We start from the raw sequence: 13188 nt of genomic DNA on the forward strand, positions 1-13188 counted from the left end.
GTGCCGCGATATGGCGATGGCGGCCGGACGCGGGCTCGGGCAGCATCGCGGCGGAGGAACGCCGATGCGACAAGGCCTTGGACGCCGCGCCCTGCTGGCCGCGGCAGGAACCGGCGGCTTCGCGGCCGCGCCCGCTGCCCAGCCCGAGGGCTGGCCTGCCCGCCCGGTGCGCATCGTGGTGCCCTTCACCCCGGGCGGATCCAACGACGCCATCGCCCGGCCGCTGGCCGAACGGCTGCAGGCCCGCTTCGGCCAGCCCTTCGTGGTGGAGAACCGGCCCGGCGCCGGCAGCGCGGTGGGGGTCGGCATGGTGGCGCAGGGCGCGCCGGATGGCCACACGCTGCTGCTGACCACCTCCTCCATCACCGCGATCGGCCCGGTCCAGGGCACCGGCTTCAACCCGGCGGCCGAGCTGGATGCGGTGGCGCTGCTGGCGAAGGCCCCGCTGATCGTCCTGACCCCGCCCGGCTCGCCGCTCGGCAGCATCGCGGCGCTGGTCGCCGCCGACCGGGCCAGGCCGGGCAGCCTGCACTACGCCTCCTCCGGCCCCGGCAGCACCACCCATATCGCCGCGGAACTGTTCAACCTGCGGGCCGGCACCCGGCTGCAGCACGTGCCCTATCGCGGCACCGCCGGGGCGCTGACCGACCTGGTCGCCGGACGGGTGGACCTGATGTTCACCACCATCGCCAGCGCCGCCGGGCAGATCCGCGGCGGGCTGCTGCGCATCGTTGCCTATACGGACGAGGAGCGGCCGGCCGGCACGCCGCCGGCGCCGACGGTGCGGGCCGCCGGCATCGCCTATGAAGCGGGCATCTGGTGGGGGCTCTTCGCCCCGCGCGGCCTGCCGCCGGAGCTGCGCCGGGTGCTGAACGCCGCGGCCAATGCGGCGCTGGAGGAGCCGGGCTTCGCGCGCCATCTGGCGAGCGAGGGGGCGCTGCCGGCGCCGCTCTCGCCCGCCGGCGTCAGCGCTTTCCTCGAAGCGGAGGTGCGCGCGATGCGCGAGGTGGTGGCTGCGGCGCATATCAGGGCCGATTGACGCTCCGCGTCGGGGTTGATCGACGCTCCGCGTCGGGGCGCTTGCATACTGGGATGGCTTTGGTGGGGGCGGAGCGTGTCGGGCATCCTGTTCATCGGCCGCGGCGGGGGGCGGCCTGAAGGCGTAGGGCGGTTCGGCCTGGCGGCCGCTGCCTTCCCTGCGCCGGCGTGATACTGCGTCCGGGCAGGATGCCGGTCTGCGGCCCTGCCAAGCCATCTCGCGGAGTACCGATCCATGAGTCTCGCCTTCGCCACCGAACGCCGGCTGCTGGCCGAGGACGAGCTGGACCCGATCCGGCAAAGCCATTTCCCGCTGCTCGAGGGCCTGTCGCGCACTGAGCTGCAGGACCTGCTGCGCTGGCTGCGGGCGCGGCGCGACCGGGCGCGCGACCTGATGCGCGACCATCGCCGGTCCAAGCGCGGCAAGGGCGGCGCCGTGCCGCTGGCGGATGCGGATCGCGGCCTCGCCGCCAAGAAGCAGGTCTTCGCCGGCGCGCTGAAGCGGGCGAATGCCCGGCTGGAAGCGTTGCTGGCCGAGGAGCGGCGCACCGAGAACCTGGCGCGGCTGCGGCAGGCACTGGGTCGCCGGCAGGCGCAAGTGCCGCACCACCCATCGGCCGGGGCGACGCCGCAAGATGGGGCACGGTCTTTGCCCAACCGCAAGCGGCGGCCGACCATCCATGGTGCCCGCATCGGCAGCGTGTCCCAGGCCGGCCGCGCTGCGCAGGCCGGGCGCGACGCGCGCGGCTGACGCCGCGCAGGAGCCTTCGGGGCGGGCCGCCGTGCCCGCCCGTGACGCATCCGGCAGCGGGTCCGACCGCAGCCGCAGGGAAAGGACGAGCATGCAGAACACCGAGGAGATCTGGCGCCTGGTCGATGCCAAGAAGTCCGACTTCGAGGCGCTGTCCGACCGGGTCTGGCACATGCCGGAACTGGCCTATACCGAGACGCGGTCCTGCGTCGAGCATACCGCGGCGCTGCGCGAGCAGGGCTTCCGCGTCACCGAGCGCGTCGCCGACATCCCGACCGCGGTGATGGGCGAGGCGGGCGAGGGCGGCCCGGTCATCGCCATCCTCGGCGAGTACGACGCGCTGCCCGGCCTGTCGCAGGAGGCAGGCGTGGCCGAGCAGCGGCCGCTGCCCGGCCCCGGCTTCGGCCATGGCTGCGGCCACAACCTGCTGGGCTCGGCGGCGCTGCTCGCGGCGACGGCGGTGAAGGACTGGCTGGCCGCCAACAAGCTGCCCGGCCGGGTCCGCTACTATGGCTGCCCGGCCGAGGAGGGCGGCGCCGCCAAGGGCTTCATGGTGCGCGACGGCGCCTTCCGCGACGTGGACATCGCCATCTCCTGGCACCCCGCCGCCTTCGCCGCGGTGCAGGAGGCGCTGTCGCTGGCCAATACGCGCATCGACTTCAGCTTCGCCGGCCGCGCCAGCCATGCCGCCGCGGCGCCGCATCTCGGCCGCAGCGCGCTGGATGCGGTGGAGCTGATGAATGTCGGCGTCAACTACATGCGCGAGCACATGCCTTCCGACGCGCGCATCCACTACGCGTATCTCGATGCCGGCGGCGTGGCGCCGAACGTGGTGCAGCCGACCGCCAAGGTCCGCTACCTGATCCGCGCCCGCGACCTGATCGAACTGCGCGCGCTGATCGGCCGGGTGAAGAAGATCGCCGAGGGCGCCGCGCTGATGACCGAGACGAAGGTCGAGTCCAAGGTGGTCAGCGGCGTCTCCAACCTGCTCGGCAACCGGCCGATGGAACAGGCGATGCAGGCCAACCTCGACCGGCTCGGCCCGCCGCCCTTCGACGATGCCGACCGCGCCAAGGCCGCCGAATTCCAGGCGACCCTGAGCGACGAGGACATCGCCGCCGCCTGGCGGAAGATGGGCCTGGCGGTGCGGAAGGGCGTCTCGCTCTGCGACGTCGTGGTACCGCTCGATCTCAAGGGCGCGCCTATGGTGGGCAGCACCGATGTCGGCGACGTCTCCTGGGTGGTGCCGACGGTGCAGGCGCGGGGTGCCACCTATGCGATCGGCACGCCGGGGCATTCCTGGCAGCTCACCGCGCAGGGCATGCTGCCGGCGGCGCACAAGGGCATGGTGCATGTGGCCAAGGTGATGGCCGGCACGGCGGTGGACTGCCTGCGCGACCCGGCGCTGGTGGCAGCCGCCAAGGCCGACCTCGCGGCGCGGACGGCCGATAGCCCCTATGAGCCGGTGCTGTCGCCCGACGTGCAGCCGCCCTTCGGGATGTCGACGGCGGCGTGAAGGAAGGTTGGGGAGGGAAGGGCACTTCCTCCCCAAACGTCCTTGTTGCGGGTCGGCACCTGCCGCGAAGCGAGTGCCAGACTCCCGAAAATGGAGGAGGGTCCAGGGAGGATACCTCCTCCCCGGCCTTGCCTATTCAGCAAACTCCGGCGGGACGTCGTCCAGCCCCGCCGGCACCACCGCCAAGGGATCGCGCGCCAGCAGCCCGGCATCGTTCTCCGCCACCTTGTTGACCCGCGGCGTCACCGGCCAGGCGGCGACCATATCGGGCGGGCAGGGGCGCAGCAGGGCCAGCAGGTCCTCCGCCTCGGCCGGCTCCTCGCCCAGCCAGCGCGCCCAGGCCTCGCGCGGCAGGATCACCGGCATGCGGTGGTGCATCGGCGCCAGCTTCTCGTTCGCCTCGGTGGTGACGATGGTGCAGGTGCGCAGGATGCCGCCGTCCGGCGCGCGCCAGCCCTCCCACAGCCCGGCCAGGGCCATCGGCGCGCCATCGGCCAGGGCCACGGCGAAGGGCTGCTTGGACTTGCCCTCCGTGCGCCATTCGTAGAAGCCGTCGGCGGTGACGATGCAGCGGCGGCGGCGGAAGGCCTCGCGGAAGGCGGGCTTCTCGGCGATGCTCTCGGATCGCGCGTTGATCATCTTGGCGGCGCCCGTGGCATCCTTGGCCCAGCGCGGCACCAGCCCCCAGCGCAGCGGGTCGAGGTGGCGCTGCCCCGTCTCGGGATGCCGGCGCACCGCCATCGCCTCCTGGGTCGGGGCGCGGTTCCAGCTCGCCGCGAAATTCGGCAGCGGGTTCACCGTCTCGAAGTAGCGCGCGACCGAGACGGGGCCGCGCTGCTGGAAATAGCGTCCGCACATGGCCCCAGCCTAGCCGGCCGGCGCCGCCGCAGCCAGGGCGGCGGGCCGCAACCCGCCGCCGGCCGGGATCAGCTCTGGACGATGTTGAATTGCCGGGCGATGCCGGTCCAGGTGGCGATGTCGTCACGCATCACCTTGACGAAGTCGGCGCCGAGCGGCGTCGGCTTGCGCGGCAGGGTCGCCAGCTCCTCGCAGCGCTGCTTCAGCACCGGCGTCTCCAGCAGCGCCGGGATCAGCGCGGTCAGCTTCTCGGCGATCGGCACCGGCAGGTTCTTCGGCGCCGACAGGCCCAGCCACTGGCTGGAGGTCAGCTTGCCGAAGCCCTGCTCGGCGAAGGTCGGCACGTCCGGCAGCTGCGGCAGCCGCTGCGGGGAGGAGATGGCCAGGCAGCGCAGCGTGCCGTCCTTCAGCATCGCCACGTTGGTGGTGACCGGGTCGATCATGCTCTCGATCGTGCCGCCCATGAGGTCCTGCATCGCCGGCGCGCTGCCGCGATAGGGCACGTGGTCGAGGTTGCCGACCTTGGCCTCGGCCCCCAGCATGACGCCGAGCAGATGCGGCGCCGAGCCGATGCCGGAGGAGCCGTAGCGCACCGGCTTGGCCTTCGCCGCCGCCAGGTAGTCGGCCAGGGTCTTGTAGGGCGAGTTGGCCTTGACGATCAGGACATTCGCCGCCTCGACCAGCATGCCCAGATGGGTGAAGTCGGCGACCGGGTCGAAGGGCAGGGTCGGCAGCGTCGCGGTCGAGAAGACCTGCACCGAGGCATGGCTGACCAGGAGGGTGTAGCCATCCGCCGGCGCCTTGGCGACGAAGTCGGTGCCGATGACACCGCCGGCGCCGGCCCGGTTCTCCACCAGCACGGTCTGGCCGAGCGCGGCGGCCATCGGTGGGGCAATGAGGCGGGAGATGGTGTCGACCAGCCCGCCCGGTGGGAATTGCGCGACGAGGCGGATCGACCCGCGGCTCGGCCAGGCGCCCGACTGGGCCCGGGCGATGGCGGGCGTTGCCAGGGCGGCGGCGAGGCCGAGAAGATGGCGGCGTTGCATGCTCTGCGCTCCTTTGCGGCAAGGGGCAAAGCGGCCTGCCTCCGGATTACGCAGCGGCAATCGGAAGGCCGGCGTTCCGCCCCGGATGGAGGCGGAGGTGCAACGGGCGTGCCGCGGGCAGGGAAGCTCAGCCCGCCGCCACCGCCGCGCTCCAGGGGCTGGCGGCGTCGCTGATGCCGACCACGCCCGCCGGCCCGCGCTGGATCAGGTTGGGGCAGGCGAAGTTGATCGGCATGACGCCGTGTTCCAGCAGCTCCACCGTGCCCTCGGCGCGGAGCGCGGCCAGCACCGCCTCCGGCAGCCGCAGGTCGGCGCCGATGCCGGAAGGGCCGGAGACGTCGATCCGTGGGTGGTGTGCCGCGGCTTCCGGCTCCATGCCGAAATCGGCGACGAAGGAGAGCAGCTGGAAGACCGAGGCCATAATCCGCCGGCCGCCCGAGGCGCCGACCGCGATCTCCGGCTGGCCGCCGCTGGCGGCGATCACCGGGCACATGTTGTTCAGCGCCCGCTTGCCCGGGCCGATGGCGTTCGGCGTGCCGGGGATCGGGTCGAACCACATGACGCCGTTGTTCATCATGATGCCGGTCGCCGGCAGCATGACGCGCGAGCCCATGGAAGACAGCAGCGTCGTGGTCATCGCCACCATCATCCCGTCGCGGTCGGAGGCGGTGATGTGGGTGGTGCAGCTGTCGGCGCTGGGGTTCTCCCTGGGGGGCTCCGCGTCGCCCAGGCCGGCGAGGCGTTCGGCATAGGCATCCTGCATGGCGCGGGCGAGGGTCGCATACCAGGCGGCGGAGGGCTCGGGCCCGGCCCAATCCGCATCGGCCATGCCTTCGAGCACCCGACGCAGGGTCGGCGCGGCGGTCAGGCCGTTCACCATCATCAGCTCCCGCCCGCGCCAGGGCACGGCGACCGAGGGCAGGATGCGGGCCTGGCAGGCGGCGAGGTCGGCGGCAGAGAGGAACCCGCCCATCGCCTTCACGTCGGACGCGATCTGCGCGGCGATCTCGCCCTCGTAGAGGTCGCGCAGCCCGGCCTGCTGCAGCCGCTCGAGCGTCGCCGGCAGGTTGCCGAGGGTGAAAGTGCCAGGGCTGCCCTGGTAGGGCGGCACCGGCGGCAGGCCGCCCGGCAGGTAGACCCGGGCGCTTTCCGGATAGAGCCGGAGGACGGCGGCGGAGGAGGCGACCTTCAGCGTGGTGTACCAGTCCTGCGGCAGGCCGCGCTTGGCCAGCGCCACCGCCGGGGCCAGCACCTCGCGGATCGGCAGGCGCCCGTGCTTCTCGTGCAGCAGGGCGTAGCCGGCGACCGCCGAGGGCACGACGAAGGAGAGCGGGCCATGGACGTTACGGTCGCCCTCGACCTCCGGCCAGGGAAACAGGTCGCGCTTCATCCCGCCGGTCAGCGGATAAGCGCTGGGGTCGAGCCCGGCGGGCGAGACCGGGCCGAAGTCGAAGGTCTCGGCCTGGGCCATGCCCGGCTTCATCGCCTGGGCGAAGCCGATGCCGCCCAGGCCGGAATTCCAGGGCTCGAGCGCGGCCAGGGCGAAGGCCGTGGCGACCGCGGCATCGGCCGCGCTGCCGCCGGCCTCCAGCATCAGGGCGCCGGCCTCGGCCGCCGCCTTGACCTGGGAGACGACCATGCCGCCGCCACCGCGGGCAGCGGGCTTCCGCAGCTCCCAGTTCTGGGTCAGATGGGGGCCAAGGGATTCCGGCATGTCGGGCGCTCCGGCGAGGATCATCGCCGGCATGGTCCCGCCGCGCCGGTACGGCGGCAAGCCCCTCTCGCGCCCGCCCGCCTGGCGCCGGCGTCAACCGGCGGGTTGGTTGCGCCGCTCGGCGACCAGCGCCTCGAAGTCGAGCTCGCCATGCTGCTCGATATGGGCGACCAGCAGGGCCAGCGCCCCGGTCTCGTCGCCGCTCTCCAGCGCCTCGACCAGCGTGTAGTGCTCCTCGCTCTGCGGCGCGCTGTCGCGCAACTGCAGCGCCAAGCCCCAGACCACCGCCAGCTGCCGGGCCAGGCTCTGCCACAGCGCCAGCAGTGGCGGATTGCCGGCCGAACGGCACAACTCGGCGTGGAACTCCTGCTCCGCCAGGACATGCAGCGCCGGATCGCTGGCCCGGGTGGCCTCGGCGAAGGCTTCCGCCGCGCGGCGCAGCCGGTCGAAGCGTTCGGCCCCGCCCGGCTGGGCCAGCGCCTCGCGCACCGCGAGGGTCTCGAGCGCCAAGCGCACCCGCATCAGGGCGGCGACCCCCCGGTTGCTGACCTGCATCAGCCGCATGCCCTTGTAGGGCGTGCTGACCACGATCCCCTGGCTTTCCAGCAGGCGCAACGCCTCGCGGACCGGCACCCGGCTGATGCCGAGGTCACGGGCGATCTCCGCCTCGACCAGGCGGTCGTCGGGCAGGAAGATGCCGCGGGCGGCGCCGGCGACGATCGCCTCGGCGGCCTGCTCCACCATCGTGCGCGGCTGGACCGGCACGAGGCGACGCGCATCCGTACCGGCAGAGACCATCCCCACCGTCGCGCCGGTACGCGCGCGGTGGTCTCGAACTGCCACAGACATAGCTCCCGTCCCGCTCGCGAATATGCGAAGTCTAATTTCAACTTACTGGTTTGGGAAGCAATGCCGAGCTGGCACGAGCCCTGTCCCGGACGTGGCGCTGCACGAGCTGGGACGCCTGGAGGCACGCGATCGTCTCAACCCATAGTTGTATAATCGACGCGGGACCCTTCGGCAAGTGCTTTCTCACGGTCTCGCGAGCAGTATCGGATACAATATGTGACGTATTCGGTACAACGCAGGGCTGTACGGCGAGGCCTCCTCCCCCGGGCGAATGGCCGTTGCTGAAAAAACACAGTTCCATCGGAAGCGTGCCAAAGCGGCTGTACATGTCGCGGCCGCCGGCCCGGGATCCGCCTCGGGCCATCCCGCACGCCGGCAATCCCTGGCGCAGGCGTGCCGATCGCCAGCGGGCCGGGCCGCCCGGCCTGTCGCGGGACGACCGACTCGATCAGCGCCGCAGGCAAGGCGGCCATCGGCCGAGCGGGACGCCGCCGCTCATGCCGCGGCGACACGCCTTGGCTGCCATGGCCGATCCGCCGGTCGACGCGCACGCCGCGCGGTCCCGGCGGCGCCGGTCGCCTCTCCAAGGTCTTGCAGGGCGGCGGTGCCGCCGCCGCTGACCCTGCGGCTGCCCCCGGTCAGCCGGCCCGGACCGGCCCGCGCCGCGCTAGTCCTTCCAGGGCCGCCGCGCCCAGAGCCGGCGGAGCGAGTCCAGGTCGGCCGCCATCATCGCCGCATAGTCCTCGCCGATCAGCGGGCGCAGCGGCAGGTTCAGCCTGGCCGCCTCGGCGACGAAGGCGGGATCGGCCAGGGCGCCGCGGAAGGCTTCCCGCAAGGCGTCACGGATCGGCAGCGGGATGCCGGGCGGGCCGGCGATGCCGCGGGCGCTGCCGCCCAGGATGTCGAAGCCCTGTTCGCGGAAGGTCGGGATGTCCGCCGCCGCCTCCCAGCGCCGCGGCCCGGCCTGGCCGAGGCAGCGGATCCGGCCCTCGCGCAGCAGGGTGACGCCCTCGCCCATGTTGAAGCTGCCGATCGGCAGCCGGCCGCCCAGCAGGTCCCGCAGTGTCGGCGCGGTGCCGTTGTAGGGGATGTGGATGAGGCGGGCGCCGGATGCCTCCTCGAAGGTCAGCTGCAGGATGTGGTCGTCCGATCCCACCCCGGCGGTGCCGACGCCGAAGGCCTCCGGCTGTGCCCTGGCCGCGGCGGCAAGGTCGGCCAAGTCTTTCCACGGGCTGTCCGGATGCACCCAGAAGGCCGCCGGGTCGTCCACCACATTGGCGATGTAGGTGAATTCGGCCGGCCGGTAGCGCGGGGTGCGCTCGACGCTGATGGCGTTCATCGCGGTGTTGGTGGCCGCGCCCAGGGTATAGCCGTCGGGGGCGGCGTTGAAATTCGCCTCGAAGCCCAGCTGCCCGCCGGCGCCGGGACGGTTGGTGACGACGAAGCGGGCGCCGGGCAGGCGGGGCGCCACCTGCGCCAGGATGCCGCGCACCATGGTGTCGACCCCGCCGCCGGCCGGGAATGGCACGAAGACCTCGATCGCCCGGGCCGCGGGCCAAGGGGCCTGGGCCAGGGCCGGGGCGGCGAGCAGGGCGGGCAGCGCGGCAAGCGCGCCGCGGCGTGTCGGCATGGGCGGGACGCTCCCTCGGGGTGTGGGATTTTGCCGAAGGGTGCGTTACCCCATGCGCCGGGCGCAAGGGCATGAGGCGGCGATGACACCGGAAGACCGTGCGGCATTCGGCATCGAGGGCGACTGGCCGATCGGGCGGCGCCACCGCGTGCGCTGGTCGGAATGCGACGCGCTGGGCCATGCCAACAACGTCGCCTACCTGACCCTGTGCGAGGACCTCCGCGTCGGCCCCGGCTGGTCGGCGCTGGGCGGCACCTTCGCGCCGGGCTCGGTCAGCCCGGTCGTGGCGCAGATGGAGGCGCGCTACCTGAAGTCGCTGGTCTTCGAGGAGGAGGCGATGGTGACGCTGCGCTTCGCCGCGGTGAAGCGGACCAGCTTCGTCCATGAGTATGCGGTGTGGCGGCAGGGCCTCTGCTTCACCTGCCGCACGGTGCTGGTGGCGGTGAAGCAGGATACCGGGGAGCGCGTGCCGGTGCCGCCGGCGATCCGCGCGGCGATGCTGGCGGCCGGCGCGAAGGACGAGGCGGGCTGACGGTCCCGGCGGCGGCGGGATGCCGGCCATGGTTCACCGGCTGAAGACCTGGGCGCGCGCCATCCGGCGCGACGTCCATGCCCTCTGGCTGGCGGCGCGCGATCCGCGCACGCCCCGGGCGGCGCGGCTGCTGGCATTGGCGATCGCCGCCTATGCGCTGTCGCCGATCGACCTGATCCCCGACTTCATCCCGGTGCTCGGCCTGCTGGACGAGGCGATCCTGCTGCCGCTGGGCATCCTCCTGGCGATCCGGCTGATCCCCGCGCCGTTGCTGGCGGAGTTCCGCGCCGCCGCGGCGGCGGCCGAGACGCGGCCGGGCAGCCGGGCGGGGGCCGTCTTCGTCGTGGCGGTCTGGGTGCTGGTGGCGGGCGGGCTGTGCTGGTGGTTCTGGCCGCGGGGGGCGGTTTAGGTCCGGGTGGGGGAAGTATTCCCTCCCCATCGCCGCGCGGCCGGTGCCAACCCACAGAAATAAATGAGAGGGTCCGGGGGAGAATACTGTCTCCCCCGGCCTTGCTTCCTTATGGCCTTCAAAGCGCCGCCACCAGGTCGATCTCCACCAGCGCACCGACCGCCAGCGCAGTGACGCCGACGCAGGTGCGCGCCGGCAGCCCGCCCGGCGGGAAGCTCGCCTCCCAGATCGCGTTCATCGCGGGGTAGTCGCGGACGAACTCCGTCAGGTAGACCCGGGCGAAGACCGTCCGTGTCCACGCCCCGCCGCTGCCGGCCAGCACCGTCCGCAGGTTCTCGATCACCTGGCCGGTCTGCGCCTCGATCCCGCCCTCGACCAGCTGCATCCCGCCGCCCGGCAGGGTCGGCATCTGGCCTGTGACGAAGAGGAAATCGCCCGCCCGGACCGCATGGCTGAAGGGCGCCACGCGTTGCGGCGCATCGGGCAGCAGGTAACGGGCGAGCTCCAGCATCAGATGCCCCGGTCGGCGCGCGTCGCGGCCAGGTCGTCCTCGATGAAGGCCTGGATGATCTCCTCGAGGCTTTCCTGCTCGGAGAAGCCGTGCAGCCGGCGGGCGCGCTCGGCGGTGAAGCTGGCCGGCCAGGTGCCGACGATCGCCTCGATCGCCGCATCGGGCACATGCTTCACCCGGGCGCGCGCCTCGGGCCCGGCCACCTCCTCCAGCGCCGCCAGCATCTTGCCGACCGTGGCGCTGCGCCCGGGCGGGTTGATGCCGCGGTCGAGGCCGAGCGGGGCGGTGTCCATCGCCATGGCGTGCAGGAACCATTCGACCGCACGCCGGGGCGAGCAGATCCAGAGGGCGAATTCCTCCCCCACCGGCAATTCGGTTTCGAGCCCCAGCAGCGGCTCCCGCAGGATCGCCGAGACGAAGCTCGACGCCGCCTTGTTCGGCCGGCCGGGACGGACGATGACGGTGGGCAGGCGGATACTGACAGCGTCGAGAAAGCCGCGGCGGCTGGCATCCTGCAGCAGCAGCTCGGCCGCCGCCTTCTCCGCGCCGTAGCTGTTGCCGGGCAGCTGGCGGGCATCGTCCTCCAGCCGCGCCTCCTGCCCGCCGCTGAAGCTGGCGACCGAGGAGGTGAAGACCACCCGGGGTGGCTTCGGCAGGGCGCGGCAGGCCTGCAGCACCGCCAGCGTGCCATGGAGGTTCACCATCAGGCCGAGGTCGAAATCCGATTCCGCCTGGGCCGACACCACGGCTGCCAGATGCACCACCACGTCGGTGCCGGGCGGAACCGCCGCCTTCACCGCCTCGGCATCGGCGATGTTGCCGCCGAGGCAGCGGACCGGGAAGGGGGCAGGCACCGGCGACGGCGCCGTCAGGTCGAACAGGGTCAGGCCAGTGATCGCGCGGCCGTCCAGCGCGCCGTCGGCGGCCAGCCGATGCGCCAGCTTGCGCCCGAGGAAGCCCCCGCCGCCCAGGATCGTGATCTGCATGGCGTCCTCCTTTTTCGCGCCGTGGCGCCCAACGCTTGATGTCGCGCCTTGGCAGCATCGGCGCAAGCGGGCCATGGTCCGCCGCCATGACCATACCCCGCCGCTCCTACCGCCTGCTGCTCAACCGCCATCCCGGGACCCCCGGCGTGGTCGTCCTCCCCGAGGGAGGCTTCCGCCGCGCCAAGGCGGAGATCGCCTCCTGGCCCGGCTATGCACCGACGCCGCTGCTTCCGCTGCCGGAGGTAGCAAGCGCGGCCCGGGTGGGTTCGGTCCATTGGAAGGACGAGGGCGGGCGGTTCGGCCTCGGCAGCTTCAAGGCGCTGGGCGGGGCCTACGCGGTGATGAAGCTGCTGCAGGCCGAGCTGTCGCGCCGCGGCGTGGCGAACGCCGCCACCGCCGAGGAACTGGCCGAGGGGAAGTACAAGGATGCGGTCCGCGCCATCACCGTGACCTGCGCCACGGATGGCAACCATGGCCGCAGCGTCGCCTGGGGCGCCGAGCGGTTCGGCGCCCGCTGCGTCATCTTCGTGCATGAGACGGTCAGCCAGGGCCGCCGCGACGCCATCGCCAAATACGGCGCCGAGATCCGGGTGGTCCCCGGCACCTATGACGATGCCGTGCGCGCCGCCCAGCGGACGGCGGAGGCGGAGGCTTGGTTCGTCGTCTCCGACACCTCCTATGCCGGCTATACCGAGGTGCCGCGCGACGTCATGCAGGGCTACCGGCTGATGGCCGACGAGGCCGCCGAGTCGCTGCCGCAGCCGCCCACCCATGTCTTCATCCAGGGCGGGGTGGGGGGCGTCGCGGCCGCCGTCTCGGTCCAGATGCGCGCCCGCTACGGCGCCAACGCGCCGAAGCTGGTGGTGGTGGAGCCCGACAAGGCCGCCTGCCTGCTGGCCAGCGCCGAGGCCGGCCAGCCCACCAGCATCGAGGGCGACCTCGACACCATCATGGCGGGCCTGGCCTGCGGGGAACCCAGCCTGCTGGCCTGGCAGGAATTGGAACGCGCCGCCTTCGCCTGGATGGCGGTGCCGGACGACTCGGCGGTGGACTGCATGAAGCTGCTGGCGAAGCGCGATCCCAAGGTCGTTGCCGGGGAAAGCGCCGTCGCCGGCCTGGCCGGCCTGTTGCTCGCCGCCCGCGACCCGTTCGGCCGCAACGCGCTGGGGCTGGAGGAGGCCAGCCGCATCCTGCTCTTCGGCACCGAGGGGGCGACCGACCCGGAGCTTTATTCCAGGCTGGTGGGCTGACATTTCGACGCTGCCGCTTGCCGCGGGCGCGCCGCTTCACCAATCTGACGCCAGCTTGTCACAGAAGCGCAACGCGCGGCGGCTACCAGCCGCCGCAC

The 13188-nt window shown here is 72.7% G+C and carries 13 protein-coding genes; 6 read left to right on the top strand and 7 right to left on the bottom strand.

Going from position 1 to position 13188, the window contains the following annotated elements; translation table 11 throughout:
• Nucleotides 1-64: 64 nt before the first annotated feature.
• The 3 genes from ACFQS7_RS07515 (at nt 65) to ACFQS7_RS07525 (ending at nt 3305) form a co-directional block, all read left to right on the top strand.
• Entirely contained in the window at nt 65-1039 is a 975-nt protein-coding gene (locus ACFQS7_RS07515; RefSeq protein WP_380066418.1) for a Bug family tripartite tricarboxylate transporter substrate binding protein, read from the top strand.
• Nucleotides 1040-1273: 234 nt separating this feature from the next.
• Nucleotides 1274-1789, top strand: coding sequence for a hypothetical protein (locus ACFQS7_RS07520; protein WP_380066419.1), 516 nt, complete (start codon nt 1274-1276; stop codon nt 1787-1789).
• A gap of 91 nt (nt 1790-1880) precedes the next feature.
• Entirely contained in the window at nt 1881-3305 is a 1425-nt protein-coding gene (locus tag ACFQS7_RS07525; protein WP_380066420.1) for a M20 family metallopeptidase, read from the top strand.
• A 132-nt stretch (nt 3306-3437) separates the two neighbouring features.
• Here the strand turns inward: ACFQS7_RS07525 and ACFQS7_RS07530 are convergent, their stop codons facing one another.
• From ACFQS7_RS07530 to ACFQS7_RS07550, 5 genes are all read right to left on the bottom strand, one after another.
• Nucleotides 3438-4163, bottom strand: coding sequence for an SOS response-associated peptidase (locus ACFQS7_RS07530; RefSeq protein ID WP_380066421.1), 726 nt, complete (start codon nt 4161-4163; stop codon nt 3438-3440).
• Nucleotides 4164-4231: 68 nt separating this feature from the next.
• Nucleotides 4232-5209 (bottom strand): Bug family tripartite tricarboxylate transporter substrate binding protein, encoded by a 978-nt coding sequence (locus tag ACFQS7_RS07535; protein WP_380066422.1) that lies wholly within the window; start codon nt 5207-5209, stop codon nt 4232-4234.
• A gap of 127 nt (nt 5210-5336) precedes the next feature.
• Nucleotides 5337-6923, bottom strand: a complete 1587-nt coding sequence (locus ACFQS7_RS07540; RefSeq protein ID WP_380066423.1) for a gamma-glutamyltransferase — start codon at nt 6921-6923, stop codon at nt 5337-5339.
• A 93-nt stretch (nt 6924-7016) separates the two neighbouring features.
• The gene (locus tag ACFQS7_RS07545) at nt 7017-7667 is read right to left on the bottom strand and encodes a GntR family transcriptional regulator (RefSeq protein ID WP_380066424.1); all 651 of its coding nucleotides are present in this window, start codon (nt 7665-7667) and stop codon (nt 7017-7019) included.
• A 772-nt stretch (nt 7668-8439) separates the two neighbouring features.
• On the bottom strand, nt 8440-9402 hold the full coding sequence (locus tag ACFQS7_RS07550; protein WP_380066425.1) for a tripartite tricarboxylate transporter substrate binding protein: 963 nt from the start codon (nt 9400-9402) through the stop codon (nt 8440-8442).
• Between the two features lie 82 nt (nt 9403-9484).
• Between ACFQS7_RS07550 and ACFQS7_RS07555 the strand changes: the two genes are divergently transcribed.
• Nucleotides 9485-9934 (top strand): acyl-CoA thioesterase, encoded by a 450-nt coding sequence (locus ACFQS7_RS07555; RefSeq protein ID WP_380066426.1) that lies wholly within the window; start codon nt 9485-9487, stop codon nt 9932-9934.
• 28 nt (nt 9935-9962) lie between these two features.
• Nucleotides 9963-10343, top strand: a complete 381-nt coding sequence (locus tag ACFQS7_RS07560; RefSeq protein WP_380066427.1) for a YkvA family protein — start codon at nt 9963-9965, stop codon at nt 10341-10343.
• Between the two features lie 118 nt (nt 10344-10461).
• Here the strand turns inward: ACFQS7_RS07560 and ACFQS7_RS07565 are convergent, their stop codons facing one another.
• Together ACFQS7_RS07565 and denD are read right to left on the bottom strand one after the other, a co-directional pair.
• Nucleotides 10462-10854 carry a RidA family protein gene (locus tag ACFQS7_RS07565; protein WP_380066428.1) on the bottom strand — a complete coding sequence of 131 codons (393 nt, stop codon included), beginning with the start codon at nt 10852-10854 and terminating at the stop codon, nt 10462-10464.
• Complete coding sequence (gene denD / locus ACFQS7_RS07570; protein WP_380066429.1) at nt 10854-11840, bottom strand: D-erythronate dehydrogenase; 987 nt, start codon at nt 11838-11840, stop codon at nt 10854-10856. Before denD ends, ACFQS7_RS07565 begins: the two co-directional genes overlap by 1 nt.
• A gap of 86 nt (nt 11841-11926) precedes the next feature.
• Between denD and ACFQS7_RS07575 the strand changes: the two genes are divergently transcribed.
• Entirely contained in the window at nt 11927-13090 is a 1164-nt protein-coding gene (locus tag ACFQS7_RS07575; RefSeq protein ID WP_380066430.1) for a diaminopropionate ammonia-lyase, read from the top strand.
• Nucleotides 13091-13188 lie beyond the last annotated feature (98 nt).

Source organism: Dankookia sp. GCM10030260 (assembly GCF_042666655.1).
Taxonomy (GTDB): Bacteria; Pseudomonadota; Alphaproteobacteria; order Acetobacterales; family Acetobacteraceae; genus Paracraurococcus.